General features: G+C 69.2%; 25 protein-coding genes. 7 read left to right on the top strand and 18 right to left on the bottom strand.

From position 1 onward, the window contains the following. Positions 1 to 293: 293 nt before the first annotated feature. Positions 294 to 1196, top strand: a complete 903-nt coding sequence (locus tag AC3WQY_RS14780) for a phosphate/phosphite/phosphonate ABC transporter substrate-binding protein (protein ID WP_492709413.1) — start codon at positions 294 to 296, stop codon at positions 1194 to 1196. Next, positions 1193 to 4054 (top strand): EAL domain-containing protein, encoded by a 2862-nt coding sequence (locus tag AC3WQY_RS14775; protein WP_492709411.1) that lies wholly within the window; start codon positions 1193 to 1195, stop codon positions 4052 to 4054. Before AC3WQY_RS14780 ends, AC3WQY_RS14775 begins: the two co-directional genes overlap by 4 nt. Here AC3WQY_RS14775 and AC3WQY_RS14770 read toward each other — a convergent pair. The 10 genes from AC3WQY_RS14770 to AC3WQY_RS14725 all read right to left on the bottom strand — a co-directional run bounded on the left by AC3WQY_RS14770 (position 4008) and on the right by AC3WQY_RS14725 (position 13958). Beyond that, positions 4008 to 4526 carry a YcnI family copper-binding membrane protein gene (locus tag AC3WQY_RS14770; RefSeq protein WP_492709409.1) on the bottom strand — a complete coding sequence of 173 codons (519 nt, stop codon included), beginning with the start codon at positions 4524 to 4526 and terminating at the stop codon, positions 4008 to 4010. The two genes, AC3WQY_RS14775 and AC3WQY_RS14770, sit on opposite strands and share 47 nt — an antisense overlap. A 14-nt stretch (positions 4527 to 4540) precedes the next feature. Next, complete coding sequence (locus AC3WQY_RS14765; protein WP_492709407.1) at positions 4541 to 6928, bottom strand: TonB-dependent receptor; 2388 nt, start codon at positions 6926 to 6928, stop codon at positions 4541 to 4543. 75 nt (positions 6929 to 7003) lie between these two features. Next, positions 7004 to 7402 carry a DUF2946 domain-containing protein gene (locus AC3WQY_RS14760; protein ID WP_285233320.1) on the bottom strand — a complete coding sequence of 133 codons (399 nt, stop codon included), beginning with the start codon at positions 7400 to 7402 and terminating at the stop codon, positions 7004 to 7006. Positions 7403 to 7414: 12 nt separating this feature from the next. Then, entirely contained in the window at positions 7415 to 7864 is a 450-nt protein-coding gene (locus AC3WQY_RS14755) for a copper chaperone PCu(A)C (protein WP_492709405.1), read from the bottom strand. 96 nt (positions 7865 to 7960) lie between these two features. Beyond that, the gene (locus tag AC3WQY_RS14750) at positions 7961 to 8371 is read right to left on the bottom strand and encodes a DUF2946 family protein (RefSeq protein WP_492709403.1); all 411 of its coding nucleotides are present in this window, start codon (positions 8369 to 8371) and stop codon (positions 7961 to 7963) included. An 80-nt stretch (positions 8372 to 8451) separates the two neighbouring features. Beyond that, positions 8452 to 9282, bottom strand: coding sequence for a substrate-binding periplasmic protein (locus AC3WQY_RS14745; RefSeq protein ID WP_492709401.1), 831 nt, complete (start codon positions 9280 to 9282; stop codon positions 8452 to 8454). A 56-nt stretch (positions 9283 to 9338) separates the two neighbouring features. Then, a complete protein-coding gene (locus AC3WQY_RS14740; RefSeq protein WP_285233316.1) occupies positions 9339 to 10571 on the bottom strand; it encodes a M20 family metallopeptidase in 1233 nt (410 codons plus the stop codon). Beyond that, positions 10568 to 12343 (bottom strand): 2-oxo-4-hydroxy-4-carboxy-5-ureidoimidazoline decarboxylase, encoded by a 1776-nt coding sequence (uraD, locus tag AC3WQY_RS14735; protein WP_285233315.1) that lies wholly within the window; start codon positions 12341 to 12343, stop codon positions 10568 to 10570. The genes AC3WQY_RS14740 and uraD overlap by 4 nt, the downstream gene beginning before the upstream one ends. Next, positions 12334 to 13281, bottom strand: a complete 948-nt coding sequence (gene puuE / locus AC3WQY_RS14730; RefSeq protein WP_492709398.1) for an allantoinase PuuE — start codon at positions 13279 to 13281, stop codon at positions 12334 to 12336. Before puuE ends, uraD begins: the two co-directional genes overlap by 10 nt. Further along, entirely contained in the window at positions 13278 to 13958 is a 681-nt protein-coding gene (locus AC3WQY_RS14725; RefSeq protein WP_492709396.1) for a GntR family transcriptional regulator, read from the bottom strand. The genes puuE and AC3WQY_RS14725 overlap by 4 nt, the downstream gene beginning before the upstream one ends. 50 nt (positions 13959 to 14008) lie before the next feature. Here AC3WQY_RS14725 and uraH point away from each other — a divergent pair, with 50 nt between their 5' ends. Together uraH and xdhC are read left to right on the top strand one after the other, a co-directional pair. Continuing rightward, positions 14009 to 14365: a hydroxyisourate hydrolase gene (gene uraH / locus AC3WQY_RS14720; RefSeq protein ID WP_492709394.1), complete on the top strand. Its 357-nt coding sequence runs from the start codon at positions 14009 to 14011 to the stop codon at positions 14363 to 14365. Beyond that, the gene (xdhC, locus tag AC3WQY_RS14715) at positions 14365 to 15192 is read left to right on the top strand and encodes a xanthine dehydrogenase accessory protein XdhC (RefSeq protein WP_492709392.1); all 828 of its coding nucleotides are present in this window, start codon (positions 14365 to 14367) and stop codon (positions 15190 to 15192) included. Before uraH ends, xdhC begins: the two co-directional genes overlap by 1 nt. Before the next feature lie 15 nt (positions 15193 to 15207). Here the strand turns inward: xdhC and AC3WQY_RS14710 are convergent, their stop codons facing one another. The 6 genes from AC3WQY_RS14710 to AC3WQY_RS14685 all read right to left on the bottom strand — a co-directional run bounded on the left by AC3WQY_RS14710 (position 15208) and on the right by AC3WQY_RS14685 (position 20432). Next, on the bottom strand, positions 15208 to 16194 hold the full coding sequence (locus tag AC3WQY_RS14710) for an NADPH:quinone reductase (RefSeq protein WP_492709390.1): 987 nt from the start codon (positions 16192 to 16194) through the stop codon (positions 15208 to 15210). Between the two features lie 175 nt (positions 16195 to 16369). Then, positions 16370 to 18475, bottom strand: coding sequence for a copper-transporting P-type ATPase (locus AC3WQY_RS14705; RefSeq protein WP_492709388.1), 2106 nt, complete (start codon positions 18473 to 18475; stop codon positions 16370 to 16372). After that, entirely contained in the window at positions 18472 to 19137 is a 666-nt protein-coding gene (locus AC3WQY_RS14700; protein WP_492709386.1) for a methyltransferase family protein, read from the bottom strand. Before AC3WQY_RS14700 ends, AC3WQY_RS14705 begins: the two co-directional genes overlap by 4 nt. Further along, positions 19134 to 19379, bottom strand: coding sequence for a DUF2933 domain-containing protein (locus tag AC3WQY_RS14695; protein WP_492709384.1), 246 nt, complete (start codon positions 19377 to 19379; stop codon positions 19134 to 19136). Before AC3WQY_RS14695 ends, AC3WQY_RS14700 begins: the two co-directional genes overlap by 4 nt. 27 nt (positions 19380 to 19406) lie before the next feature. Next, complete coding sequence (locus AC3WQY_RS14690) at positions 19407 to 19955, bottom strand: hypothetical protein (RefSeq protein WP_492709382.1); 549 nt, start codon at positions 19953 to 19955, stop codon at positions 19407 to 19409. A gap of 72 nt (positions 19956 to 20027) precedes the next feature. Beyond that, the gene (locus AC3WQY_RS14685) at positions 20028 to 20432 is read right to left on the bottom strand and encodes a hypothetical protein (protein ID WP_492709380.1); all 405 of its coding nucleotides are present in this window, start codon (positions 20430 to 20432) and stop codon (positions 20028 to 20030) included. A gap of 306 nt (positions 20433 to 20738) precedes the next feature. On the opposite strand from AC3WQY_RS14685, the gene AC3WQY_RS14680 reads away from it, so the two are divergent. Together AC3WQY_RS14680 and AC3WQY_RS14675 are read left to right on the top strand one after the other, a co-directional pair. Further along, complete coding sequence (locus AC3WQY_RS14680) at positions 20739 to 21011, top strand: YkgJ family cysteine cluster protein (RefSeq protein WP_285233305.1); 273 nt, start codon at positions 20739 to 20741, stop codon at positions 21009 to 21011. Between the two features lie 54 nt (positions 21012 to 21065). Next, complete coding sequence (locus AC3WQY_RS14675; RefSeq protein ID WP_285233304.1) at positions 21066 to 21506, top strand: DUF2703 domain-containing protein; 441 nt, start codon at positions 21066 to 21068, stop codon at positions 21504 to 21506. A gap of 177 nt (positions 21507 to 21683) precedes the next feature. Here AC3WQY_RS14675 and AC3WQY_RS14670 read toward each other — a convergent pair whose 3' ends face one another. Then, complete coding sequence (locus AC3WQY_RS14670) at positions 21684 to 22421, bottom strand: hypothetical protein (RefSeq protein WP_492709377.1); 738 nt, start codon at positions 22419 to 22421, stop codon at positions 21684 to 21686. 285 nt (positions 22422 to 22706) lie between these two features. Here AC3WQY_RS14670 and truD point away from each other — a divergent pair, with 285 nt between their 5' ends. Next, positions 22707 to 23732 (top strand): tRNA pseudouridine(13) synthase TruD, encoded by a 1026-nt coding sequence (truD, locus tag AC3WQY_RS14665; protein ID WP_285233302.1) that lies wholly within the window; start codon positions 22707 to 22709, stop codon positions 23730 to 23732. A gap of 197 nt (positions 23733 to 23929) precedes the next feature. On the opposite strand, the gene AC3WQY_RS14660 is transcribed toward truD, so the two are convergent. Next, positions 23930 to 25606: a M28 family peptidase gene (locus AC3WQY_RS14660; RefSeq protein WP_492709375.1), complete on the bottom strand. Its 1677-nt coding sequence runs from the start codon at positions 25604 to 25606 to the stop codon at positions 23930 to 23932. Between the last annotated feature and the right edge of the window lie 35 nt (positions 25607 to 25641).

Here is a 25641-nt window from a genome sequence, read left to right as displayed (position 1 = left end):
GTGGAGGCGAGCGCAAATGCGCAGGCAAGAGCGAGCCGCCGGGCGGCACGCGGCCCGGGCGCTATGAAATCAGTGGCATGGCCGGCACAGACGCCAGACCGCGACGTGGAGCGGGCCGGTGATACGGCACGCGGACGGGGGCGGGGCGGCTGTTGCGAAAGCGCATGAGGCTATCATCGGCCAAGGGCAAGCGGGGTATTGCGCCGAAGAAGGCACCACTATCGAGGCAATCTTGATGGTCTGTTTTTCCCGCTATTTCGACCGATCCTGACCAGAGGGGCGTGATTTTGCGGATGTGGACGAGGCGCGCCTGCCTGGCCGGCCTGACGAGCCTGGCGGCCTGCGGCCGCGATCCCGCGCCGGCCGGCGACTACCAGCCCAGCTATGCCGATGCGCCGGCGGGGGCCAAGGGCGAGCTGCTGTTCGCGGTCCATCCCCTGCACAACCCGGCCAAGCTGTTCGAGGTCTACGGGCCGCTGGTGGACTGGCTCAATCGCCAGCTGCCCGAGGCCAGGCTCAAGCTGCAGGCCTCGCGCAACTACGAGGAGTTCGAGCGCCAGCTGCAGCAGCGGCGCTTCGCCTTCGCCCTGCCCAATCCCTACCAGACCCTGCTGGCCAGCCGGCATGGCTATCGCGTGTTCGCCAAGATGGGCGACGACGAGTCCTTCCGCGGCATCCTGCTGCTGCGGCGCGACGGGCCGGTGCACGCGATTGCCGATCTGCGTGGCCGCGCCATCAGTTTCCCGGCGCGCAGCGCGCTGGCGGCGACCATGATGCCGCAGTACTTCCTGCACCGCCACGGCCTGCCGTTGGCCGCCTATGAGCAGCGTTACGTCGGCTCGCAGGAGTCGGCCATCATGAACACCGTGCTGGGCAACACCGCGGCGGCGTCGACCTGGCCGCTGCCCTGGCGCGCCTTCCAGCGCGAGCATCCCGACGAGGCCGCCCGGCTGGTGCAGGCCTGGCAGACCGACACCCTGCCCAACAACGCCCTGGTGGCGCGCGACGACGTGCCGCCCGTGCTGGTGGCGCGGCTGCGCCAGCTGCTGCTGGAGCTGCATCGTCACGCCGAGGGTCAGGTCTTGCTGGCGCGCATCCCGTTGACGCTGTTCGAGGGCGCCGACGAGGCGACCTATCGGCCGGTGCGCCAGTTCATGGACGAATTCGAGCGCTCGGTGCGCGGGGTGCAGGGATGATGCGACTGTTGCGGCCGCTGCTGGCCTGGTGGCGTGGCATCTCCATCCGCATGCAGCTGATGCTGGGCATGGCGGCCAGCCTGGCGCTGTGCGTGAGCCTGCTGGCCTGGCAGCAGCTGCGCACGCAGAGCGAGCTGCTGCGCGCGCAGCATCTGGCCCAGGCGCGCGACCTGGCCGGCGCGCTGGCGGTCAGCGCCGCGCCCTGGGTGATGGCGGACGACCTGGCGGGCATGCAGGAGGTGATTGCCTCGGTGGCCCAGGCCTCCGAGGTGCGCTATGCCATGCTGGTGTCGCTGCAGGGGCGCGTGATGGCGCACAGCCAGGCCGGCCATACCGGCCGCTTCATGAGCGACGCCGCCAGCCGGGCCTTGCTGGCGCAGCCGGCGCGGGTGCAGATCGTGGCGGCCAGCGAGACCTTCACCGACATGGCGGCGCCGGTGATGGCGGGCGCGCGCCAGCTTGGCTGGGCGCGCGTGGGCATGGGCAACGAGGCGGTGCAGCGCGGCGTCGAGCAGGCGCGCACCCAGGCCCTGTGGATGCTGCTGCTGGCCCTGCTGCTGGGCGGCGTGGTGGCGGTGCTGATCGCCGATGGGCTGACGCGCGGCCTGCAGCGCCTGGTGGATGCACTCGACCAGGTCAGCCTGGGCCAGCGCGGCTTCCGCCTCGGCGCGCAGCGCCATAACGAGCTGGGCCGCCTGGGCGAGGGCTTCGACAGCATGCTGGGCGCGCTGGAGCGCCGCGAGACCGAGAGCCTGGCCGCCGGTGCGGCGCTGGCCGAGAGCGAGCAGCGTTTTCGCGCGCTGTTCGAGCTCGCCGCCGTGGGCGTGGCGCAGACCGACGCGCAGGGGCGGGTGGAGCGCGTCAACCAGCGCTGCGCGCAGATCCTGGGCTGGAGCCAGGCGGACCTGTGCGGCAAGGCCTGGCGCGAGCTGGCCGACCCGCAGGACCTGGCGCGCCTGCAGCCGCAACTGGAAGCCCTGCGGGAGGGGCAGATCCACGAGTTCGAAACCGAGGCGCGCTTTGTGCGCGCCGATGGCACGACGATCTGGCTGTCGCTGACGGTGGCCAGCATGGGCGCCGAGGGCGTGCCCGCGCCCGGCATCGTGACGGTGATCCAGGACATCAGCAGCCGGCGCGCCGCCGAGGAAAAGCTGCGCCAGGCCGCGAGCGTGTTCGAGAGCACCAGCGAGGCCATCATGCTGACCGATGCGCAGGCCCGCATCGTCGCGGTGAACCCCGCCTTCACCCAGATCTCCGGCTACGCCGAGGCCGAGGTGCTGGGCCGCAATCCACGCCTGATGCAGTCGGGCCGCCAGTCGCCCGGCTTCTACCGCGAGCTCTGGACCAGCCTGCTCCACACCGGGCGCTGGCATGGCGAGATCTGGAACCGGCGCAAGAGCGGCGAGATCTTCCCGGCCTGGGTCACGCTGAGCGTGGTGAAGAACGAGCGCGGCGAGGTCACCAACTATGTGAGCGTGCTGAACGACCTCAGCCTGATGCGCGAGGCGCAGCAGCAGCTGGACTACCTGAGCGGCCACGACGCCCTCACCAGCCTGCCCAACCGCACCGTGTTCCGCGAGGGGCTGCAGCAGGCGATCGAGCGTGCCCGCCGCGACGGCCGGGTGCTGGCGATGATCTTCGTCGACCTCGACCGCTTCAAGAACGTCAACGACACGCTCGGCCATCCGCTCGGCGACGAGCTGCTGCGCTCCGCCAGCCAGCGCCTGCGCGCGCTGCTGCCGCCCACCACGCTGCTGGCGCGCCTGGGCGGCGACGAGTTCGGCCTGGTGCTGGACGACGATGCCAGCGTGCATGGCTGCCTGGCCTGCGCGCAGCGCCTGCTGCTCGATTTCGAGCGCGCCTTCCATATCGGTGGCCATGCCCTGGTGGTGACGCTGAGTCTGGGCATCAGCCTGTTCCCCGAGGACGCCAGCGACGCCGACACCCTGGTGCGGCATGCCGAACGCGCCATGTACGAGGCCAAGACCAAGGGGCGCAATGCCTACCAGTTCTTCGAGCCCGGCCTGGCCGCGGGGGTGCTGGAACGCCTGATGATGGAAACGGCGCTGCGCGGCGCCGCCGGGCGCGGCGAACTGCGGCTGCATTTCCAGCCCCAGATCGATCTGCGCAGCGGCGCCCTGGCCGGCGTGGAGGCACTGGTGCGCTGGCAGCACCCGCAGCTGGGCCTGGTGTCGCCGGCGCAGTTCATCGCGCTGGCCGAAGAGGTGGGCCTGATCAGCGAGATCGGCGACTGGGTGCTGCAGCAGGCCTGCGCGCAGATGGTGGCCTGGGAGGCCCAGGGCCTGCGCGTGCCGCGCATCGCCGTCAACCTCTCGGTGCAGCAGATCGAGGACCCGCAGCACATGGCGCGGGTGGCGCAGGCGCTGGCACACAGCGGCCTGGCCGGCGCGCGCCTGGAGCTGGAGGTCACCGAGTCGCTGATCATGCGCCAGCCCGAGCAGGCGCAGCGGCATCTGCAGGAGCTGCTGAGCCTGGGGGTCGAGTTCGCGATCGACGATTTCGGCACCGGCCATTCGAGCCTGGCCTATCTGCGCCGGCTGCCGCTGCACCGGCTCAAGATCGACCAGTCCTTTGTGCGCGACATCGGCGAAGACAGCGGCGGCGAGGCGATCGTGCACGCCGTCATCGCGCTGGCCCGCGCGCTGGGCCTGCACACGGTGGCCGAGGGCGTGGAGCAGCCGCACCAGGCCGAGTTCCTGCGCCAGGCCGGCTGCGACACCGTGCAGGGCTACCATTTCGGCCGGCCGATGCCGGCGGCGCAGCTGCTCGAGCGCTGGCTGGGCGCGCCCGCTAGGGCGCCGTCGGACGCAGCTCCAGCCGCACCGCCGGGGCCTTGAGGCCTTTGGTGCTACTGCCGCTGGCCGGTACCTCGCTCCAGTCCCATTCGCCCTTCACGCAGGTCTGCTTGACCTTGAACCAGAGCGTGCCGGGCGTGGCCGGCAGGCTGCCGCGCAGCGCGAACTCGTCGTACCAGTCGTCCTGCAGATAGGACTCCTCGCTGCTGGCGGTCCAGCTCACCTCGGCCAGCTCCTCGGTGACGCTGCGCCCATGGCTCTCGTAGGGCGTGGCGAGCTTTTCGCGGCGCAGCGCCAGCGTCCAGCCCGGCTTGGGGATGGGTTTGGCGCCGCGGAAGCCGGGCGGCAGGATCACGCTCACGCGCGTGGTGGCCGAGCCCTCGCAGCCATGGCCGATGCGCAGCACCGCCTTGTAGGGGCTGCCGGCCGGGGCCTCGGGCTGCTCCAGCGTGACATGGGCCTGGGCGGCGGCGCTCAGCAGCAGGGCGCTGAACAGGATGGGTTTGATTCGCATGGTGCTTGCTCCGTTCAAAGGCTGAAGCTCAGTTCCGCATGGAAGGTCCGCTGCGGATAGGGGTGGAAGTTCCAGTACTGGTAGTTGTTGAGGTTGTCGATGCCGCCGGCCAGGGTCCACTGCCTGTTGATCTGCCACTGCATGCGCAGGTCGGTGGTGAAGAACTTGGAGAAGCCCTGGTAGGCAAAGCCGTTGGGGTCGCTGTTGTTGAGCGTGCCGTACTGGCGGCCCGAGTAGCGCAGGCCGTAGGCGGCCGAGAGCGCCGGCGTCAGCGCGTAGCTCAGCAGCGCGGTGGCGCGCCACTTCGGCACGCGCGGCTGCTGCCGGCCGATGGTGTCGCCCGGCTGCGCGACGAAGCCCTCGTTGGCGAGGATCTTGGAGTCCGCGTAGGTCAGGCTGGCGGCCAGCTCCAGGCCTCGCGTGAACAGATCACTGCCCTGGTAGGACAGCTCCATGCCCAGCGTGCGCATGCGGCCGATGTTCTGCGTGCTGCTGACCGACCTGCCCTCGATCACAGCGGCCTGCGCGTACAGCGCGTCGCGCGTGTCCTCATGGAACAGCGTGCCGCGCAGCTGCTGCCGCGTGCCGTCCGACCAGCCCAGGCTGAGCTCGCTGGTCCAGCCCCGCTCGGGTTTCAGATCCGGGTTGGTGACGGGGTCGTTGGGCACATAGGCGCCGCCGGCGCTCACGCCGCCCTGGTAGAGCTCGCCCGCGGTGGGGAAGCGCACGGCCCGGCCGGTGGAGAGCTTGGCGGTCCAGTCGGCGTTGATCTCGACGCCCAGCGCGGCCTTGGGCGAGAGCGCGCGCGCCACGCGCGTGGCGAAGCCCAGGGTCTTGCCGTCCGAGGCCGGCGCTGCCGTCTTGCTGCCCTCGCTGGCGCGCCATTCCTCGGCGCGCAGGCCCAGCACGGCCTGCAGCGCCGGGCTCAGCTTCCAGGCATCCTGGGCGTAGGCGCTGCGCAGCTCGGTGCGGCCGCTGAAGGCGGTGAACAGCGCCGTGGGTGCGCCGCCGAGCCAGTCGGCCAGCTCGCTGACGCGCTGGCGCCAGCGGTAGCTGTCCTGCTGCAGGCCGAAGTCCAGCACATGCCCGGCGCCGGGGCGCAGCACGCCCTTGGCCGCCAGCGTGGACCAGCCGGTGCCGCCCTGGTCGGTGAGGCGGCCGCTGCCGCCTGCATCGGCGCCGGGGCGCGCCAGCAGCGGCGCGCGCGACTCGTCGCGGTCGTACTGGTAGGCGCTGGCGGCCAGCTCGAAGTCGAACGCGCCGCCGCCGTGGCTCTTGATCGAGAGGCCCTGCATCAGGTGCTGCAGCGCGTCGCGCGACTGGCCGAAATCGTTCGCACCCAGGCTGTAGCCCTTGCCATCGAGGCTGACGGGCGTGGCCTTGGCCGTGCCGCTGTTGGCGGCCGCGGCATAGAAGGGCATGCCGGCGGCGTCGCGCAGATAGCTGAGGCTCTGGTTGCGCGTCTCATTGCCCCACCAAGCCAGGGTGTAGCTGGCGCGCAGGCTCGGGCTCAGCGCGTAGGCGAGCTTGAGCTTGGCGTGCTGCTGCACCGTGTGCATCTGGGTGCCGGCGCCCAGCAGCAGCCAGGGCGTGTTGCTCTTGTCGGCGTTCAGGATGCTGCCGCTCAGTGGCGGGGCGCCGGCGGCCGGTGCGCTGCTGGAGAGCGGCTTGGTGATGAAGGTGAGCGGCTGGCCATCGCTGTCGAGGCGGTTCACATTGATCCACCAGGAGAAGGCGCCGGCGCGGTCGCCCAGCGAGGCGCTGGCATGCTGGCCACCGTAGGTGGCGTCGCTGCCGTAGAGCTTGAAGGGCTGGTGGAACAGGCCGAGCTTGGCATGGGCCTCGAAGGCCTTGGGGCTGCGCGTCTGGTAGTCCACCACTGCGCCCACCGAGTTGCCTGCATAGGCGGCCGAGAAGGGACCGTAGAGCACGTCCACGCGCGCGATCTCCTCCGGCGTCACCAGCCCCCAGCGCGGCGTGAAGCTGGCGCCGTTGCCGAGCAGGTTGGAGAGCTGGATGCCGTCGGCAAACACCAGCGAGCGCGCGCTGTTGCCGGTGCCCGAGGCGCGGGTGGAGAGCACGGCGTGGTTGTAGTCGCCGATATAGCGCTTGCGCACCAGCAGGCTGGGCAGGTACTTGAGGGCGTCCTGCGCATCGGTGGCGTTGATGCTGCGCGCGATTTCCTCGGCCGTGATGCCCTCCATGGTGGTGGGGATGTGGGTCGGCAGCGAGCTGGGCGCCTGGCCGACGATCATCACGATGCCGAGCTTGGCGGCGGGGGAGGCGGAGGGCGTGGCGGCAATTTCCACGGCGTCATCGCCGCAGTCTTCGCAGGCCTGGGCGGTGGACAGGGCGGCCGTGATTGCCAGGCACAAGAGCCTGGGCATGGAGGGAAACTTCATGGCGATTCGAATGTGCGTCGACCTATCGGCCGAGCGGATGTGGGCCCTGGCAACTTGCCAGGGATTGCTGGTGAATCAGGCCAGCAGAGACGGAGGCGCGCGCGATTGCGCCGGGCGCCAGGTGAAGGGGGTTCTTGGCGCGCTGTAGAAGCGTGCCGGCATCTCGAAGTGCAGCGGCAGCAGTTGCAGCGCCGGCAGCGCGGCCGCGGGTGGTGGTGCCAGGTCTTGCGCCTGCAGGCCGCAGAACGGGCAATGCGCCAGCAGCCCATGGGTGGGGTCCTGTTCGCGCGCGCCGGCAGGGTCGCGCTTCTCGGCGCGCGGCGCCACCACGCTGCTGCGGCAGACCTGGCTCCAGGCCAGCGCATCGCCGCGCGCCCAGGCCAGCGCCTGCGAGGCGGCCGGGGCCAGCATCGCGAACAGCAGGCACAGATTGACCAGCCAGCGGCTCGTCAACCCGGGGCGGCGCAGCAGCATGGGCTTACTTTTTCAGTGCGCGGGCATGCCCAGCTGGCGCGCCTCGGCCTGCACCTCGACGCTCTCGCGCTGCTTGCTGGCCTTGTCCTCGAACACCAGGGTCAGCACCAGCTTGTCGCCGGCCTTGATGGGCTGCTTCAGGTCCATCAGCATGACGTGCAGGCCGCCCGGCTTGAGCTCCACCAGCTGGCCGGCCGGCAGCTCCAGCGCCGGCACGGCGCGCATCTTCATGGTGCTGCCGTCCATCACCATCTCGTGCACCTCGACCACGCCGGCGGCCTTGCTGTGCGCCTCGACCAGGCGGCTGTCGCGCTTGGCCTTGAGCTGGAGAAAGGCGCCGGTGGCCTTTTGCTGGGCCACGGTGGCGCGCACCCAGGCCTGGCTGACGTCAACCTGAGCGAGCGCATGGCCGGCGAGGGCCAGGCTGGCGATGGCGAGCGAAATTTTGAAGATGGATTTCATGAGCGGAGGCTCCTGGCAAGCGAGAGGGGACTGAGCACTCGGAGGCGGGCGCGCCCGAGCGGAGCTTGCGGGCATGGACGCCCGCGCGAACGGATCTCAGACGCCTTGCGGTGGCGCACGCGCCGGCGCACTGGGCCAGGGAGCCGGCCGCATGGCCATGCCCAGGCCCAAGGCGGGCAGGGCCCCGCGCAGATCCTGGCGCAGGGTCAGGGCCGGCGCGGGCGGCGGCGGCAGGCTCAGGTCCTGCACATGCAGGCCGCACCAGGCGCAGCCGGCGAACAGGCCATGGGTGCCGGTTTGCGCATCCGGCTGGATGGCGGCGGCCGCGGGCTGGGCGCGCGGGCCCACCAGGCTGGCGCGGCACAGCTGCGTCCAGGGCGGCAGATCGCCGCGCTCGGCCGCCAGTGCCAGCGATACCGCGGGCACGCAGGCCGCCAGCCAGAAGGTCAGGACGACCAGCCAGCGTGACAGCAGCGATGCGGGGCGGTGGGAGCGGCGAGGGGGCACGGCGCGATTCTAGCGAGGCCCCGGCGCGCGGCCGCTTGACCAAGGTCATAGACGATGGGGGCCGCGCGGCGGCTTCGGCTTCAATGCGTTGGCGCCGTCATCACGACCGGCTTGCTGCGCCAGGCCTCGAGGTTGCTGCTCAGGATGCGCTCGGCGGCGCCGGTGCGCAGCAGCAGGCGCAGCTCGCGGTCGAAATCGAGCAGATGCACGGCGCAGGGGCTGGCCTTCACAAAGGGGGTGTAGTTGAAGGACTCCTGCAGATAGGGGCGCAGCGCCATGAAGTCGGCGCCGTCGGGGCGGGTCGACAGCGTCGCCAGGCCGGTGTAGAGCCCGGTGATGAAATAGTCGATGCGGCCCAGCTGCAGCTTGCGGAAATTGGCGGAGGCGTCCAGCGCCTGCTCGATCTTGAGTTCGTCCATCAGGCGCTGGCCCTCCGCGCCGGCCATGCGGTTGCCCGCCGCCATGCCACCGGCCCGGCCGCGCAGGTCCTCGGGCCCGTGGTAGCTGAAGCTGCGCGCCCGGTGCACGAACACCGCAATCGGATTCACGAACGCGGGCGTGGCCGGATAGCTGAGGAACTCGCGCCGCTCGGGGGTGTCCTTGAGCGTCACCACCATGTCGACCTCGCCGGCCTGGGCGGCGCGCATGACGCGGTTCAGCGGGCCCAGATAGCGCACCTCATAGGGCAGCTTGAGGCGCTGCAGCACCTCCACGGTGAGGTCGATGCTGGCGCCGCGCAGGGTCTGGCCGTCGTACCAATGCAGGGGCGGATAGGCCGGATCGGCCGTGATCAGCACGCGCTCGCATTCGCGCGCCGCCGCCGGCAGGCTCGCGCCCAGGCAGGCCAGCAGGCAGGCGGCCGCGCGCAGGGCATGCGCCAGCGCTGACAGCGGAGCCGGATGGATGGACATGGCTGGCTCAGCTTAGCGCCTTGCGGCGCGCTTGCGCGGCCGCGCCTTGCCTTTGCTCAAGCGTGCAACAAATCCAGCAGGGTGCGTGCCACCACCTGGGTGGCGCGGCGCAGGTCTTCCAGCACGAGGTGCTCGTCGGCCCGCTTGGCATTGCTTTCCAGCACGGTGCGCGGGCCGGCGCCGTAGATGGCGGCCGGGATGCCCTGCTCGCCATAGAGCCGCACATCGGTGTAGAGCGGCGTGCCCGAACTCGGGATGGGCTCGCCGAACAGCGCCTCGCCATGCTTTTGCAGCGCCGCCACCAGGGCCGCGTTGCCGGGCAGGGGGGTGAGGGCGCGCGCCAGCAGCAGGCGCTTGATCTCGACCGTGATGCCGGGCAGGGCGGCGGCGGCCTGCGCGATCACCTCGCGCAGCGCCGCCTCGACGGCTTCCGGCTGCTCCTCGGGGATCATGCGCCGGTCGAATTTGAAGCTGACCTTGCCGGGCACCACATTGGTATTGGTGCCGCCCTCGATGCGGCCCACGTTCAGATAGGGGTGGGTGATGCCGGCCACCTGGCTGCTCACTTGCCGGTACAGCTGGTTCTGCGCGTACAGCGCATTCAGGATCGCCACCGCGCCCTGCAGCGCGTCCACGCCGGTGTGCGGGATGGCGGCATGGGCCATGCGGCCATGCACCGTGACCTCCATCTGCAGGCAGCCGTTGTGCGCCGTCACCACCTGGTAGCTGAAGCCGGCTGCGAGCAGCAGATCGGGCTTGGTGAGGCCCTGCTGCAGCAGCCAGCCGGGGCCCAGCTCGCCGCCGAATTCCTCGTCGTAGGTGAAGTGCAACTCGACGCCGCCCTTCAGCGGCACGCCCAGCGATTCGAGCGCGCGCAGCGCGAAGGTGTAGGTGGCGAAGTCGCTCTTGCTGACGGCGGCGGCGCGGCCGTAGAGCCGGCCATGGTCCACCTCGCCGCCATAGGGGTCGTGACTCCAGCCCTCGCCGGGCGGCACCACGTCGCCATGGGCGTTGAGCGCGATCACCGGGCCGCCCGCCTGGAACTTTCGGCGCACGATCAGGTTGGTGATCGAGGCCATGCCCTGGGCCCTGACCGCATCGGCGGGCACCACATGCTTCTCGGTGGCCAGGCCCATGGCCTCCAGCAGCTCGGCGGTGCGCTCGGCATGCGGTGCGTTGTTGCCCGGCGGGGTGTCGGTGGGCACCTGCACCAGGGCCTGGAGAAAGCGCGTCTCGGCGTAGAAATGGGCGTCGATCCAGGCATCCAGCGCTGCGTAGGAGGAGTTCATCGGAGTGCTTCCAGAAGGTTCATGAAGGCCCGCACGCACAGCTCGGTGTCGTCGTTGCTGATGGCTTCCAGGGGGTTGTGGCTGATGCCGGCGTTGGCGCCGCGCATGAAGAGCATGGCCTGCGGCACGGCCTCGTGCAGCTTCATCGCGTCGTGGCCGGCGCCCGAGGGCATGCGATGCAGGGGCAGGCCCAGCGCCTGCACGGCGGCCTCCCAGCGCTGCTGCCAGGCCGGGTCGCTGGGCGCGGCATCGGCGGCCAGCGTGGGCGTGACGCTGCACTGCAGGCCGCGGCGCTCGCAGATCTCGTCCAGCCTGGCCAGCACATCGCGGCCCAGCGCATCGCGCGCGGCGTTGGTGGTGGCGCGCAGATCCAGGCTGAACTGGCAGCGCCCCGGCACCACATTGATGGAGCCGCCGGGCACCGTGAGCATGCCCACCGTGCCCACCACATCGGGCGCAGCGGAAGCGGCGCGCTGCTCCACGTAGAGGATCAGCTCGGCCACCGCAGCGGCGGCATCGCGGCGGCTGTCCATCGGCGTGGTGCCGGCATGGCTGGCCATGCCGCTGACCTCGCACAGATAGCGCAGGCTGCCGTTGATGGAGCTGACGATGCCCAGCGGCAGGTCCAGCGCATTCAGCACCGGCCCCTGCTCGATGTGCACCTCCACGAATGCGCGGTAGCGCGCCGGGTCGCGCCTGAGGGCCTGGATCGCGTCGAGGCTGCCGGGCAGGCCGGCGGCCCGCATGGCGTCCTGCATCGTGATGCCCTCGGCATCCTGCTGCGCCAGCCAGGCCGGATCGAAGCGGCCCACCAGCGCGCCCGAGCCCAGGAAGGTGGCGTTGTAGCGCTGGCCTTCCTCCTCGGCAAAGGCCACCAGCTCCAGGCCAAAAGGCAGGCGGCGGCCGGCGCGGTGCAGCTCGCGCACGCAGGCCATCGGCACCAGGATGCCCAGCCGGCCGTCGTACTTGCCGGCATTGCGCACGGTGTCGTAATGGCTGCCGGTGAGCAGGCGCGGCGCGCTCGCGTCACTGCCGTGATAGAGGGCCACCACATTGCCCACCGCGTCGATGTGGACCTCGTCGAAGCCGCAGTCCTGCCGCATCCAGCCCATCAGGCGCTGTGCCACGGTCTGGTGCGCCGGCGTGAGGTAGGTGACGGTGAGCTGGCCCTGCTCCTTGTAGCCGGGGTCGGAATGCACGGCCAGCTGCTCGGCCCAGTCCCACACCAGATTGCCCAGGCTGGGCGCGAGGCCGAACTTGTCGTTGAGCCGGATCTCGGCGATGCGGTGGATGTTGCGCAGGCATTCCGCCAGCTCGAAGTCCGGGTGGCCCTGCAGGCGGCGCGCAAAGGTCTCGATGATCTCGCCGCGCGTGAGACCCAGGCCGCGCGGGCCGCGCACCGCCAGGATGAAGGGCCAGCCGAAGCGCGCGTTGTAGTCGCGGTTGAGCTGCTGCAGGCGCTCGAACTCGGCGGCCGAGCAGTCCGTCAGGCCGGCCTTGCTCTGCTCGTTGCGGGACTCCTTGGTGAGCGTCTTGCTGACCATGGCCTTGCCCGCGAGTTCGGGGTGGGCGCGTATCAGGCCCAGCTGCTCCTCGCGCGTGGCGCTGCGCACCACCGTGGCGAGCGCATGTTTGAGCTGGGCCAGGCTGCTGAAGGGTTGCTGCGCCGCCGCGCGCGCGGCGATCCAGGGCGAGTGCTCGTAGACGCCGTCCAGCAGGGCGACGAAGCCGGCTGGGTCCGCCGCGTTGAGTTGTTCGATGCTCATTCCCATACGAAGGCCTTGCTTGCGTCGAAGGGATGGGTGGCGCGCCAGTGGCGCGCGATGTCCACGCGCCGGCACACCCAGACGCGCTCGTGCTTCTCGACATGGTCCAGAAAGCGTTGCAGCGCGCGCATCCGGCCGGGCCGGCCGAGCAGCCGGCAGTGCATGCCTATGCTCATCATCTTGGGGGCCTCATCACCCTCGGCATAGAGCACATCGAAGCTGTCGCGCAGGTACTCGTAGAACTCGTCGCCATGGCTGAAGCCCTGGGGCAGGGCAAAGCGCATGTCGTTGCAGTCCAGCGTGTAGGGCACCACCAGATGCGGGGCCAGCGCGCCATCGCTCTTGCGCACCTGCAGCCAGAAGGGCAGGTCGTCGCCGTAGTAGTCGCTGTCGTACTCGAAGCCGCCGTAGTCGGCCACCAGGCGGCGCGTGTTGGGGCTGTCGCGGCCGGTGTACCAACCCAAGGGGCGCTCGCCGGTGAGGCGCTGCATGATGTCCATGCCCGTCTCCATATGCTGGCGCTCCTGGTCCTCGTGCATGGACTGGTAGTGGATCCAGCGCCAGCCATGGCAGGCGATCTCGTGGTTCAGCTCCACCAGGGCCCGGGTCAGCTCGGGGTGGCGCTGCAGCGCCATCGCCACGCCAAACACCGTGAGCGGCAGGGCGCGCTTCTCGAACTCGCGCAGCAGCCGCCACACGCCCACGCGCGAACCGTATTCGTAGATGCTCTCCATGCTCAGGTGCCGCTCGGGGTAGGCCGTCGGGTTGAACAGCTCGGAGAGGAACTGCTCACTGCCGGCATCGCCATGCAGCACCGAGTTCTCGCCGCCCTCCTCGTAATTCAGCACGAACTGCAGCGCAATGCGTGCCTGGCCGGGCCATTGCGCATGCGGCGGGTGTTCGCCGTAGCCGATCAGGTCTCTGGGGTAGCGAGGGGTGTTCATGGCTTGAGTAGCGCTTTCAGGTCGTCCCGCAGGCGCGGCCTGAGCCGCAGATTGGATTCAACATGGCCCAGATGGGCCTGCATCAGCTTGAGCAGGGCGCGCTGATCGCCGGCCTCCAGCGCGTCGACGATGGCCTCGTGCTCGGCCTGCGACTCGGCCGCCGAATGGGCGCTCTGGTACATCAGCGCGATCAGCGAGCAGCGCGAGAGCAGCTCGTTGAGCAGCTGGGCCAGCACCTCGTTGCCCTGCAGGCGCGCCAGCAGCACGTGGAAGTCGGCCAGCAGGCGCGTGCGCCCGCTCACATCGGTGCGCGCCACCGCGGCACGCTCCTGCTTCAGGTGGGCGCGCAGCTGCTTGATCTGCGCCGGTGTGATGCTTTTGCAGAGGCTGGCCAGCATCTGCGTCTCCAGCATCTGGCGCACCTCGAAGACCTGGCGCGCCTCTTCCACGCTGGGTTCGGCCACATAGGCGCCGCGCGCCGGCGTGAGGGTGACGAGGCGGTCGCGGCTGAGCTGGTTGAGCGCCTGGCGCACCAGGGTGCGCGAGACCTGGAAGACATCGGCCAGCTTCTGCTCGGCCAGCTTGGTGCCGGGCATCAGGCGGCGCTCGACGATGGCCTCGGTGATGGAGGCGGCGATGCGGTCCGTGCTGCTGTCTGGCGTGGGGGCGGCGCTCATGATGTGTGCAGAAGTGTATACACTTTGTGCAAACCTGAATGGAATCCACCATGGGAAAACTCACCACCCACGTGCTCGACACCATGCATGGCAGCCCGGCCGCGGGCATGTCGGTCATGCTCTACCGGCTGGAAGCCGGCCAGGCCGGCCGGCTCATCAAGCAGCTCACGCTCAACCACGACGGCCGCGCCGATGCGCCGCTGCTGGAGGGCGAGGCCCTGCAGCCCGGCCGCTACCGCCTGGTGTTCGGCGTGGAGGCCTATTTCCGCGGGCGCGGCGTGGCCCTGCCGGAGCCGGCCTTTCTGGGCGAGGTGCCGCTGGACTTCGGCATTGCCGACGCGGCCTCGCATTACCACGTGCCGCTGCTGGCGAGCCCCTGGTCCTACTCGACCTACCGAGGCAGCTGATGCGCGATTGGCAGCGCCTGGCCGCCACGCTGGCGCGCGAACCCGCCGTGCTGGTGACGGTCGCCCAGGTGCAGGGCAGTGGCCCGCGCGAGGTGGGGGCCTGGATGGCCGTCACCGCGGCGGGCTTCATCGGCACCATCGGTGGCGGGCATCTGGAGTACGAGGGCCTGGCGCAGGCGCGCGCCCTGCTGGTGCGCGGCGCCGTCGGGCCGGCGGAGGAACAGCGCTATGCCCTGGGCCCCAGCCTGGGCCAATGCTGCGGCGGCGTGGTGCGGCTGCGCTACGAGTGGCTGGGCCCGGCCGACATTTCAAGCCTGCGCGAGCGCCTGGGCGGCGAGCAGCATTGGATGCCGGTGGCGCTGTTTGGCGGCGGCCATGTCGGGCGAGCGATCGTCGAGGTACTGGCGCGCCTGCCGATGCGGGTTCATTGGGTAGACAGCCGAGGTGATGAGGTCTTTCCGGCCGAGCTGCCCGAGAACTGCCGCGCCGAATACTCCGACCCGGTGCAGGCCGCCGTGCAAGACCTGACCCCCGGCTCGCATGTGCTGATCATGAGCTTCAGCCATGCCGAAGACCTGGACGTGGTGGCGGCCTGCCTCGCGCGCCAGCGCGAGCGCGGCGATCTGCCCTATGTGGGCCTGATCGGCAGCCAGAGCAAGTGGGCCAGCTTCCGCCAGCGCCTGCAGGCGCGCGGCTTCAGCGCGGCCGAGCTGGCGCACATCACCTCGCCGATCGGCGTGCCGGGCATCGCGGGCAAGCAGCCCGAGGTGATTGCGGTGGCGGTGGCGGCGCAGCTGCTGACGTTGATGGCGCCAGCGCGGCCGTAACCGCGCTCTGAGAGATCAGTCCAGCGTCACCACGACGTTGCCGATCAGGCGCCCGGCCTCGACGGCCTCATGCGCGGCCGCCATCTCGTCGAGCGCGAAGCGCGCGCCGATCGTGTGCGACAGCCGTCCGGCCGCCAGCAAGTCGCTCAAGCCATCGAGCGCCGCGCGCCGGTCCGGCGGCGTCAGCTCGTAGACCAGAAAGAAGCGCAGGCTCAGCGAGTTCCACAACAGCGGGCGAAATGGCACCGCAATGTCGCCATAGGCGTTCGAGCCATAGCAGACCAGCGTTCCGTGCGGCGCCAGCCCGTTGGCAGCAAGCAGTTGAACCGTGGTCGAGAAATCCATGTCAACGATCGCGTCCACGCCGCGGCCGGCCGTCAGCTGCCGCACGCGCTCCGCCACCGATTCCGTCTTGTAGTTGATCGTCGTCGCCACGCCCGCAGCGAGCGCATGGCGGGCCTTGGCCTCGGAGCCCACCGTGCCGATCACCTGCGCGCCCCGGAGGGCGGCGAGCTGCGCCGCATAGTGGCCGACGGCGGACGAGGCGCCGATCACCAGCACCGTCCTGCCGCCGATATCGCCCAGCAGGCGAATGGCGTGAAACGCCGTCATCGCCGGAATGCCGAGACAGGCGGCCGCGTCGAAATCGGTCGATGCGGGCAGCCTCACCGCTTGCGCCTGGGGCAGGGCGATGAACTGCGCCGCGGTGCCCATGGTGCGCTGCCATTGGCCATTCCAGATCCAGACCCGTTCGCCGATGCGCCCGGGCGACACGCCATCGCCCACCGCATCGATCACCCCGGCCCCGTCGCTGTGCGGGACGATGCGTTCGACGCCCTCGCCGAGCGGGCGCGCGCTGCGCGACTTGACATCGGAGGGGTTGACGCCCGAGACCGCGAGCCGGACGCGAACCTCACCCTCGCCGGGCGTCGGCGTGGGCAGTTCGCCGATGACCAGGACATCACGGGCGGCGCCATTCTTCGAATACCAACTCGCGCGCATCTCGACCTCGCTTTGCCGGCGGGCATGGTGGTGATGGTGACAAATGAGGCCCTGCCAGGCCCGCGCAGGTTACGCCCGCGCCGCAGCGCGGGCAAGCGCCCAGCCGGTCCGTGCCGTGCGCGCATGACCCTGCCGCCGCGCCTCGGCGCGGTATTGATCGCTGTAGCTCATCGCGTCAGCCGCGCCGCAGCCGCAGCGCGTTGCTGATGACGGAAGCGGAACTCAGGCTCATGGCCAGCGCCGCGATCATCGGCGAGAGCAGCCAACCGGTGAAGGGATACAGCAGGCCGGCCGCCACCGGGATGCCCAGCGCGTTGTAGAGGAAGGCGAACATCAGGTTCTGCTTCATATTGCCGACCGTCGCCTCTGACAGCGCGCGCGCTGTCGAGATGCCCCGCAGGTCGCCCTTGACCAGCGTGAGCTGGGCGCTGTTCATCGCCACATCGGTGCCCGTGCCCATGGCGATGCCGACATCGGCCTTGGCCAGCGCCGGTGCGTCGTTGATGCCGTCCCCGGCCATGGCGACGATGCGCCCTTCGGCCTGCAGCCGCGACACCAGGTCCAGCTTGTCCGCCGGCTTGACCTCGCCATGCACCTCGTCAATGCCCAGCCGGGCGCCGACGGCCTTGGCCGTGGTGAGGCCGTCGCCGGTGGCCATGATGATGCGGATGCCGGCGGCGCGCAGCGAGGCCAGGGCCTCGGGCGTGCTGGCCTTGACCGGATCGGACACGGCCAGCAGCCCGAGCAGCTGGCCATCGGCGGCCAGGTACATCACGCTGGCGCCCTCGGTGCGCAGGGTTTCGGCCTGGGGCAGCAGCGCGTCCGCCGCCACATCCAGCTGCCGCATCAGCGCCGTGTTGCCCAGTGCGAGACTGCGCCCGGCCACCACGCCGCGCACGCCGATACCGGTGCTGGACTCGAAGCCTTCGGGCTTGGCGAGCTGCAGGCCGCGCTCGCGTGCTGCCTTGACGATGGCCTCGGCCAAGGGGTGCTCGCTGCCCTGGTCCAGGCTGGCGGCCAGGCGCAGCAGCTCATCCGGCTCGACGCCGGGGGCCGGAACCACGCGCTCGAACACGGGCCGCCCTTCGGTCAGGGTGCCGGTCTTGTCGACGATCAGCGCATCCACCTTGCGCAGGTTTTCGATCGCGGCCGCATCGCGGAACAGCACGCCGCTGGTCGCCCCGCGGCCGGTGGCCACCATGATGGACATCGGCGTCGCCAGGCCCAGCGCGCAGGGGCAGGCAATGATGAGCACGGCCACCGCATTCACCAGGCCGTAGACCCAGCTCGGCGAGGGGCCGAAAAAGCCCCAGGCGAGCAGCGTCAGCACGGCAATGGCGACGACGGCGACGACGAAGTAGCCCGCCACCCGATCGGCCATGCGCTGCATCGGCGCGCGGGAGCGCTGGGCCTGCGCGACCATCTGGACGATCTGCGCCAGCATGGTGGCCGAGCCGACGCGCTCGGAGCGCACCACCAGCGCACCATTGGTATTCAGCGTCGCGCCGATCAGCTTGTCGCCGGGGCTCTTGACAACCGGCACCGGCTCGCCGGTCAGCATCGCCTCGTCGACCGCGCTGCGGCCCTCGACGACGACGCCGTCCACCGGCACCTTCTCGCCGGGGCGCACGCGCAGCAGGTCGCCCACATGCACATGAGCCAGCGGCACATCGCTTTCCTGGCCCTGCGCGTCGATGCGTCGCGCCGTCTTGGGCGCCAGGCCCAGCAGCGACTTGATCGCCGCCGAGGTCTGCGAGCGTGCCTTCAGCTCCAGCATCTGGCCGAGCAGGGTCAGCGAGATGATGACGGCCGCGGCCTCGAAATAGACGGCCACGCGGCCCATGGCGCGGAACGAGGCCGGGAAGGCCTGCGGCGCCACCGTGGCGACGACGCTGTAGACGAAGGCCGCGCCGGTGCCCAGGCCGATCAGCGTCCACATATTCGGGCTGCGGTGCAGCACCGACTGCGCGCCGCGCTGGAAGAACGGCAGGCCGGCCCACAGCACCACGGGCAGGGTCAGGGCCAGTTCGATCCAGCTCTGCGTGCCCATCTCGAACCATTGCAGCCGGTGGCCGGCCATGGCCAGCACGGTCACGAGCACGGTGAGCGGCAAGGTCCACCAGAAGCGCCGCTGGAAGTCTCGCAACTCGGGGTTCTCGTCCGCCTCCAGCTCGGGCAGCAGCGGTTCCAGCGTCATGCCGCATTTGGGGCAGTTGCCCGGCCGATCCTGGCGGATCTCCGGATGCATCGGGCAGGTGTAGAGCGTCGGCGTGTCCATCATCTGGCCTCCCGATTGGGACGGTCGGCGTTCGCCGACCGGCGCGGCAGGAAGCGCGGCGTGCGCTCGGCGTAATGCCGGTACTCGGCACCGAACTGACGGGCCATCTCGCGCTCCTCGTTGACGGCGAGACGGCCATACATCAGCAGCAGGACGGGGAACATCAGCAGGGTCAGCAGCGTCGGCCACTGCACGAGGAAGCCCAGCAGGATCAGCACGAAGGCGACGTACTGCGGATGGCGGATGCGCGCATAGGGCCCGACGGTGGCCAGGCCGCGGCGGCGTTGCGCGTGGTACAGCACATGCCAGGCGCTCGACAGCAGCCAGAAGCCACCGCCCAGCAGGATGTAGCTGGCGATGCGCAGGGCACCGAAATGCGGGTCGCCCTGCTCGCCCAGCAGCGTCGACCACAAGTGGCCGGCATTGTGAGTCAGCGGGTCGAGCCCGGGATAGCGCGTCTGCAACCAGCCGGACAGCAGATAGATGGTCAGCGGGAAGCCGTACATCTCGACGAACAGGGCCACGATGAAGGCGGCAAAGGCTCCGAAGCTGCGCCAGTCCCGCGCCGTCTGCGGCTTGAAGAAGCTGAACGCGAACATCAGGAACACGGCCGAGTTCAGGATCACCAGGGACCAGAGACCATAGGCCGGGGCGTCGTGTGTCATGGCCGATCTCCTTCGCCGTGCTCGTCCCGATGGGACGGGTGGCCGCCGCCATGATGGTGCCTACGATGCATGAACACATGCATCAGCGGGCAGGCCAGCAGGAACGCGTAGGGCAGGAAGCCCAGCAGATGGGCGCGGTGCTCCTCCCAGAGGAACCAGCCTGCCACGGCTGCCATGACGATCCAGCCGATGCCGAAACGCGAGCGCCAGAAGGGCGGGTGTTGCGGGTCGCGATGATCCATGATGATCTCCCGATGCAGCTGAGCGGCTCACTTGCCGCCCTGGGCAGGCGCGGCCGGCATCCGATCCAGCATCATTTCCATCATCGTCTGCATCATGTCCATGCGCTGCTCCAGCGCCTGCATGCGGGCCTTGGGGTCGGCCGGCATGCCCTTCATGCCGCCAGCGCCGCCCGCGGGCTGTTCGGACATCTGCTTCATCGTGCCCATGCCGGCCTGCATGGCCTTCATGTGCTCGGCCATCAGAGCCTGACGCTCCTCGGGCGTCTTCGCGGCCATCATCTTCTGGTGCATGTCCTTCATGGCCTTCATGCTGGCCGCGACTGCGCCGGCCTTGACGGGTGCATTCAGGGGTGCCTTGACGGGTGCCTTGACGATGGCGGCCGAGGCCGCGCCGTCCGGGTGATGGGCCTGGTGATCTTCTTCATCCTTGGACTGGGCGGTGGCGATGCCGGCTGCGATGAGCAGCGCGGAAGCAGTGACGACGAGCTTGTTCATGGTGCGCTCCGATGGGCTGCGGCGAAGAGAAGGAAAGAACCTGCAAATTCCAGGTCGAATGCACGCGCGCTGTTTCGCCATCCAGCACGCGCCTGCACGGGCGTGCGATACCGGCAGCTCCGGGCGCGGCCCGGCGTGCCCGGTGGATGGTTGCTAAATCGTCAGTCTCAGGAAGCGGATCGGGATAGGCGGCCCCATCTCACGCACCGGCATCGCACGGGCAGGGGCCGCCGGCGCCAGGACCTGTTCCGACGTCCAGACCAAGGTGGTCGACTCGAACAGCAGCGGGAGCATGCTGGCCGGGCTGCCCAGGTCCTTGGAGAGTGGATTCAGCGTCGACCATTCGTCGTCGCAGAAGCGCTGGCAGGCATCCTCGTGATCGCTTGAGCGCGGGGCGGTGGAACCCGCCGCGCCGTGGTCATCATGCTCATGCACGCCGGCCGCGTCGTTGTGGCGATAGGTCGCCGTGATCGGGCTGCTCTCGAGGGGACTCCCCTTGCCGAGGGCGCAAGCATTGGCCATGCCGCTGACCAGCGCAAACATCCAGACGAACAGCATGGCTGTGGCTAGGCCTTGCCTGGTGGTTCGTCTCAGCATCGTGGTCATGATGGGCTCGCGCTGCCCGGCCCCGGTGGGGCGTGCAAGTCCATCTTGCGACTCGAGGGCAAGGCAAACCTTGATCCCCGTCAAACTGACGATGCGCCGCGACGCTCGTCGGCAGCACGGCCCGCCTGTCGATTTTTCTAGAATCTGCCCGCCAGGTGTGTGGACGCCTGATGAGGCCGGCGTCAAGGGCGCGGCCAACGCTTGCTCATGGCTGATGCGAACGCTTGCCGCCCCCTTGCCGCTGCCGTCAATCCCTGCATGAGTTGCGGCGCCTGCTGCGCCAGCTTCCGTGTCTCGTTCTACTGGGCCGAGGCGTCGGACCTGCCGGATGCGCTCACCGAGCGCGTGAGCCCGCTCTACAGCTGCATGGCGGGCACCCACAGCAAGGCGCCGCGCTGTGCCGCCCTGCAAGGCGAGATCGGCGGCGCGGTGGCCTGCAGCGTCTACGCGCAGCGCCCCTCGCCCTGCCGCGAGGTGGTGGCCGGCGATGCCAAATGCCTGGCGGCGCGCCAGCGCCATGGGCTACCCTAGCGGCGGGGCCTTGCGCTTATGCTGGGGGTCGATCGCACGCAGCGGGAGTCTCAGATGCAGCCATTGCCCATCGTATGGAAGCGCCTCGTCACCGAGGGCGAAACCTGCCCGCGCTGCGGATCCACGCAGCAGAACCTGGCCGCGGCGATGACCAAGCTGCAGGCCGCACTCGGCCCGCTGGGGATCGCGCCGGCGCTTGAAACCCAGACCCTGGACGAGGCGGCGTTCCGCGCCCATCCGGCCGAGTCGAACCGGATCTGGATCGGCGGCAAGCCCATGGAGGAATGGCTGGGTGCCCGCGCCGGCAGCAGCCCCTGCTGCGAGGTCTGCGGCGACCTGCCCTGCCGCACCATGGAGGTCGATGGCGTCAGCTTCGAGGCCATTCCCGAAGCGCTCATCGTCAAGGCAGGCATCATCGCGGCGTCGACGCTGCTGGGGCAGGGCGCAGGCGCCACGGAGTCGGGGTGTTGCGCGGCGGGAGGGCGCTGCTGCTGAGGGGCGCGACTGGACTGCCAGTGTCGAGGGCACGGGGTCGGCCAGGAGCCGACCCTCGGCCCAGTCAGTTGGGTGACTGGCTCCTGAGGCCGGTCCGCACGATCGTGGGACCCATGGTGCTTCGCCTCACTGTAGGAGGGCGGAGCCTCTCCTCTGTGCCGTGCCCTGATATGGGTTTCACGGTCGAACCCATTCGAACGGAACCGCCATGTTGGCCTTCTTAGTCACGAACGTGCCGACGAGCCGCTGTTCATCTTGCGACAGTCGCATCGTCACAGTCCCTACCATGGTTCGCTCTGCGACAACGAAGGTCTTGTTCCCTGGCTGCGTCGGCTCTATGAAATACATGCCTTCGACATTGCCCTCCGCGACAACGGCATCAATGGAGCCGGTCGGCTGACCAAATCGGTTGTACTCGATTGAATGAAAATCTCGGCCGCGAACGACGACATTTATGAAGACCTTATCGTCCGTGCCGTCGCGCCATCGGCCAGCCATCCTGGCTGCGGACGCACTTGGGGCTTGCGCCGGTAGCAGGCGATTCCCTAGCAGTTCCAAAACCGCCATTCGACAACGGTTCGTGTCCTGATACGCGGCGGCAAGGTCCTTTTGCAGGACACCTTCTGTATTTGTGTCGATGTACTTGCCGCCGCCGCCGATTTCGAGGCCCACTATCTTGCTGATTACGGCGTTGAGCTTGACCTTCGCATCACCAGAGAGCTCCACAGAGGTGCTGCGGGAGGTCGAATCGGCGGAGAGGCAAAACTCTCGCGCAAAACCGGAAATTGTCGCAAGCGCCTCATTGGATGTAGCACCGCTATCAGCCTGCGCAACGGCCGCACCCGCTTGGAAAAGCAGCAAACAAAGCAGTGAGAATGAAGTGCGAATGTCGACACGTACCATGTTGACCTCCATTCAGTTGGCAAGTAGGCCAGGTAGGGCATGCTCAGAGGCGGTGAACCACCGAGGTTGGGCACGGGTACCATCGAAGCGACCGGACGCCCCGGGGTCATCCTACGTCTTTCGGGGACGCATCGACCAACAGCCTTCCCGGTACCTCGATGGCGTGGCGGGCATCGCCTAAGCGGTCAGGCCTGACGCTCATCAAGGCATGCGGGCAGGGCGAGAATCACGGTCTGGACTGCCCCTGGTCGGTTTGACAGCCTGTCCCGACCTACAACTGCTGCCCTCAGACCGCTCATGACCGACGCTTATCAATACACGACCTTGCCGCAGTGGCCCCACGCTTATCCGGCCAGCGGCGCCAGCGCCACCCTGAAAGGCCACAACGAGGATTTCGGCGTGACCGAACTGCCGCTGCAGCTGCCCTCCGGTGCGGGCGAACACATCTGGCTGGAGATCGAAAAGAACGGCGCCAACACCGCCTTCGTCGCCCAGCAGCTGGCCGAGGCCGCCGGCGTGCAGGAATGGGACGTGGGCTATGCCGGCCTCAAGGACCGCTACGCCATCACCCGTCAGTGGTTCAGCATCTATTTTCCGAAGGGCGAGACGCCCGACCTGACCCTGCTTCAGCATCCGGAATTCAAGGTGTTGAGCCAGAGCCGCCATGTGAAGAAGCTGCGCCCCGGTGATCTGCAGGGCAACCGGTTTCGCATCGTGCTGCGTGAGCTGAGCGGCGGCCCCGATGCCATTGCCGCCATCGAGGCCAATCTGAAGGCTATTTCGTCACAGGGTGTGCCCAACTACTTCGGCGCCCAGCGTTTCGGCTTTGAGGGCGGCAACGTCGAGCAGGGCCGCGCCATGCTGGCGCGCGAGATCCGCGTGCGCAACCCGAAGAAGAAGGGCATCTACCTGTCGGCGGTGCGCTCCTTCGTCTTCAATGAAGTGCTGGCGCTGCGCATTCAGCAGGGACTCTGGGGCAAGACCCTGCCCGGTGACGTGATGGACGAGGCGGGCCGACCCACCGGGCCGCTCTGGGGCCGTGGCCGCGTGATCACCACCGATCAAGCGCAGGCTCTGGAGAACGGCGTGGCTGAACGTCACGCCACCCTGTGCGACGGCATGGAACACGCCGGCCTGGATCAGGAGCGCCGCGCCCTGGTGGCGAGCCCGGTGGACATGTCATGGGAATGGCCGCAAGCCGATCAACTGGTGCTCACGTTCTCCTTGCCCGCCGGGACTTACGCCACGTCCGTACTGAATGAAATCCTCCGCACCACGGAGCCTGAGCGGCACACGGAGAACGAGCCTGCGGCAGTCGAATGACGCGATCCACCAGATGGACGTCGGCGTCGGACGCCCACTAGAAATAACGCTCCGGATATTCGGTCGTGGGCTCGCCCAACATGAAGTCGCAGTTCCACAGCATCGGCGCACAGCGTTAGCGTTCCCACCAATCGGCCAGTCGCGACATTTGGCGTCAACGGACCCCGGCCGAAGGGGCATGCACATGGCAATGGTGTCTACTTGCCACGGACGGCAGGCGCTGGCGGCCAAGCCCCAATGCGCATGCGCTGTTCGTCATCGCCATCGTCGCGGCTGGCGCCACGGCCAAAGGTCTCGCCGAAGAAGTTGCCTGGTTTCCATTGCGGACGTGTCGGCGTGTTCGCCAATTCGACGAGCATGGCCGCGGTCAGGTCGGCGAATCTGGCAGCTGCGTCGTAGTTGATGGGCAGGGTGCTGTCGTCGCTGACGCGGTGATAGTGTTTGGACTCTATCTCGTCGCGGGCGCGTTGGCCGGCGCCTTGTTCGCTGCGCGAGTGCAGGCCGGTGTTGAGGAAGGCGGCCGGGATGCCTGCCTTGACGAAGGAGTACTGGTCCGAGCGCGTGAATCGGCGCCGCTCCGGTTTGGGGTCCAGCGAGACCGGTACACCATGTGATTGCGCGACGCTGAGCAGCAACTCGCCCATGCTCGAGTGCTCCGCGCCAAAGGCGCAGACGTCGAGGAAGTCATAGGTCAGTATCGGCATGTCGACATTGAGATTGGCCACCAGCGTCAGCCCTGCCGCCTGCGCCTGGTTCACGAAGTACTCGGAACCCAGCAGGCCGGCCTCCTCTGCGGTGCTCGCGACAAACAGGATTGAGCGCCGTGGCCGGGCCGGCAGGGCGGCGATCAGGCGGGCGGCCTCGCTGATCACGGCCACACCCGTGGCGTTGTCCAGCGCGCCGTTGTAAACCTTGTCACCCGTCGCGCCGGGCGCCGTGCCCAGATGGTCCAGGTGCGCCGTCACGACCACATGCTCGTGCTTGAGCAGCGCGTCGCTGCCTTCGATGCGGCCCAGCACATTGGCGCTGGCCATGTCCTGCAGCTGGCTCTTGCGCGCGATGCGGAGCTTGGCGCCAAACGCCAGACGTGGCGGGGGCAGGCCCTGGTCGGCGCGCGCGATCAGCTCCGCCAGCCGCATGCCCGCGCGGTTCAGCAGCTTTTCGGCCCCGGTGACAGACAGCGTCGCCAGGTGCGGCACGGCGGTGGCGCCGCCCTGCGGCTTGCCGCTGGCGTCCAACCAGGCGTAGGAACGGAAGTCCTGCAGCGTCCGCAGCAGTTGCGCGAAACCAAACTGCGCTTCGTTGGCCGGGGTCTGCAGCGTGATGAGACCGATGGCGCCGTGTGCGGCGGCGAGCGCCTGCTTCAGTCGCGGGCTCGCGAAGTGGGCCGCCTGGTCGCCCGACATCAGGCGTGGGCTGCCTGCCAGGACCAGCACAAACTTGCCCTTGGCATCCAGCCCGGCATAGTCGTCCAGGCCCAGATGGGGCGCCACGATGCCATGCCCGGCATAGACGATGTCGGCGCTGGCGTCGGTGCTGCCGGCATCACGGCTGGGGAGCGGCACAAAGTCTGCACCGTAGCTGTAGCGCTGCGGCTCGCCCGGCCCGGCCAGTTCGAATTCGGCCGCGTCCGGCAGCAGCCGCGTGGCGCGCAATCGCAGGCGCTGCAGAAAGCCGCCCGCGTCGCCAGCCGGCAGCAGCCCGCTGCGGGCAAACTGGCTCGCCACATAACGCGCCGCAATGTCGTGGCCACGCGTGCCCGCCTCACGGCCTTCCAGCAGGTCGTCTGCCAGGAACTCGACATGCGACCGGATCGCGAGCGCGTCCGCGCCGGTGGGGGCAGCCACGGCGCTGGCCGCCAGGGTGACGGCCATCAAGCAGCCAGACAGGCTGGCAAGCAGGCATGCCA

The organism is Roseateles sp. FW301-B2, assembly GCF_058788955.1.
Note: the sequence above shows the minus strand (reverse complement) of the source record. Positions and strands in the feature narration are given on the sequence as shown.

Excerpts from the sequence above, each read along its gene's own strand:
- AC3WQY_RS14660 (WP_492709375.1), bottom strand. The coding sequence starts at position 25,606 with ATGGCCGTCACCCTGGCGGCCAGCGCCGTGGCTGCCCCCACCGGCGCG.
- AC3WQY_RS14675 (WP_285233304.1), top strand. The coding sequence starts at position 21,066 with ATGCAGCCATTGCCCATCGTATGGAAGCGCCTCGTCACCGAGGGCGAA.
- AC3WQY_RS14710 (WP_492709390.1), bottom strand. The coding sequence starts at position 16,194 with ATGCGCGCGAGTTGGTATTCGAAGAATGGCGCCGCCCGTGATGTCCTG.
- AC3WQY_RS14690 (WP_492709382.1), bottom strand. The coding sequence starts at position 19,955 with ATGGCGAAACAGCGCGCGTGCATTCGACCTGGAATTTGCAGGTTCTTT.
- AC3WQY_RS14770 (WP_492709409.1), bottom strand. The coding sequence starts at position 4,526 with ATGCGAATCAAACCCATCCTGTTCAGCGCCCTGCTGCTGAGCGCCGCC.
- AC3WQY_RS14745 (WP_492709401.1), bottom strand. The coding sequence starts at position 9,282 with ATGTCCATCCATCCGGCTCCGCTGTCAGCGCTGGCGCATGCCCTGCGC.
- puuE (WP_492709398.1), bottom strand. The coding sequence starts at position 13,281 with ATGAACACCCCTCGCTACCCCAGAGACCTGATCGGCTACGGCGAACAC.
- AC3WQY_RS14725 (WP_492709396.1), bottom strand. The coding sequence starts at position 13,958 with ATGAGCGCCGCCCCCACGCCAGACAGCAGCACGGACCGCATCGCCGCC.
- AC3WQY_RS14680 (WP_285233305.1), top strand. The coding sequence starts at position 20,739 with ATGAGTTGCGGCGCCTGCTGCGCCAGCTTCCGTGTCTCGTTCTACTGG.
- uraH (WP_492709394.1), top strand. The coding sequence starts at position 14,009 with ATGGGAAAACTCACCACCCACGTGCTCGACACCATGCATGGCAGCCCG.
- AC3WQY_RS14695 (WP_492709384.1), bottom strand. The coding sequence starts at position 19,379 with ATGGATCATCGCGACCCGCAACACCCGCCCTTCTGGCGCTCGCGTTTC.
- AC3WQY_RS14775 (WP_492709411.1), top strand. The coding sequence starts at position 1,193 with ATGATGCGACTGTTGCGGCCGCTGCTGGCCTGGTGGCGTGGCATCTCC.
- AC3WQY_RS14765 (WP_492709407.1), bottom strand. The coding sequence starts at position 6,928 with ATGAAGTTTCCCTCCATGCCCAGGCTCTTGTGCCTGGCAATCACGGCC.
- AC3WQY_RS14760 (WP_285233320.1), bottom strand. The coding sequence starts at position 7,402 with ATGCTGCTGCGCCGCCCCGGGTTGACGAGCCGCTGGCTGGTCAATCTG.
- AC3WQY_RS14670 (WP_492709377.1), bottom strand. The coding sequence starts at position 22,421 with ATGGAGGTCAACATGGTACGTGTCGACATTCGCACTTCATTCTCACTG.
- xdhC (WP_492709392.1), top strand. The coding sequence starts at position 14,365 with ATGCGCGATTGGCAGCGCCTGGCCGCCACGCTGGCGCGCGAACCCGCC.
- AC3WQY_RS14780 (WP_492709413.1), top strand. The coding sequence starts at position 294 with ATGTGGACGAGGCGCGCCTGCCTGGCCGGCCTGACGAGCCTGGCGGCC.
- AC3WQY_RS14700 (WP_492709386.1), bottom strand. The coding sequence starts at position 19,137 with ATGACACACGACGCCCCGGCCTATGGTCTCTGGTCCCTGGTGATCCTG.
- AC3WQY_RS14755 (WP_492709405.1), bottom strand. The coding sequence starts at position 7,864 with ATGAAATCCATCTTCAAAATTTCGCTCGCCATCGCCAGCCTGGCCCTC.
- AC3WQY_RS14685 (WP_492709380.1), bottom strand. The coding sequence starts at position 20,432 with ATGCTGTTCGTCTGGATGTTTGCGCTGGTCAGCGGCATGGCCAATGCT.
- AC3WQY_RS14705 (WP_492709388.1), bottom strand. The coding sequence starts at position 18,475 with ATGATGGACACGCCGACGCTCTACACCTGCCCGATGCATCCGGAGATC.
- AC3WQY_RS14740 (WP_285233316.1), bottom strand. The coding sequence starts at position 10,571 with ATGAACTCCTCCTACGCAGCGCTGGATGCCTGGATCGACGCCCATTTC.
- uraD (WP_285233315.1), bottom strand. The coding sequence starts at position 12,343 with ATGGGAATGAGCATCGAACAACTCAACGCGGCGGACCCAGCCGGCTTC.
- truD (WP_285233302.1), top strand. The coding sequence starts at position 22,707 with ATGACCGACGCTTATCAATACACGACCTTGCCGCAGTGGCCCCACGCT.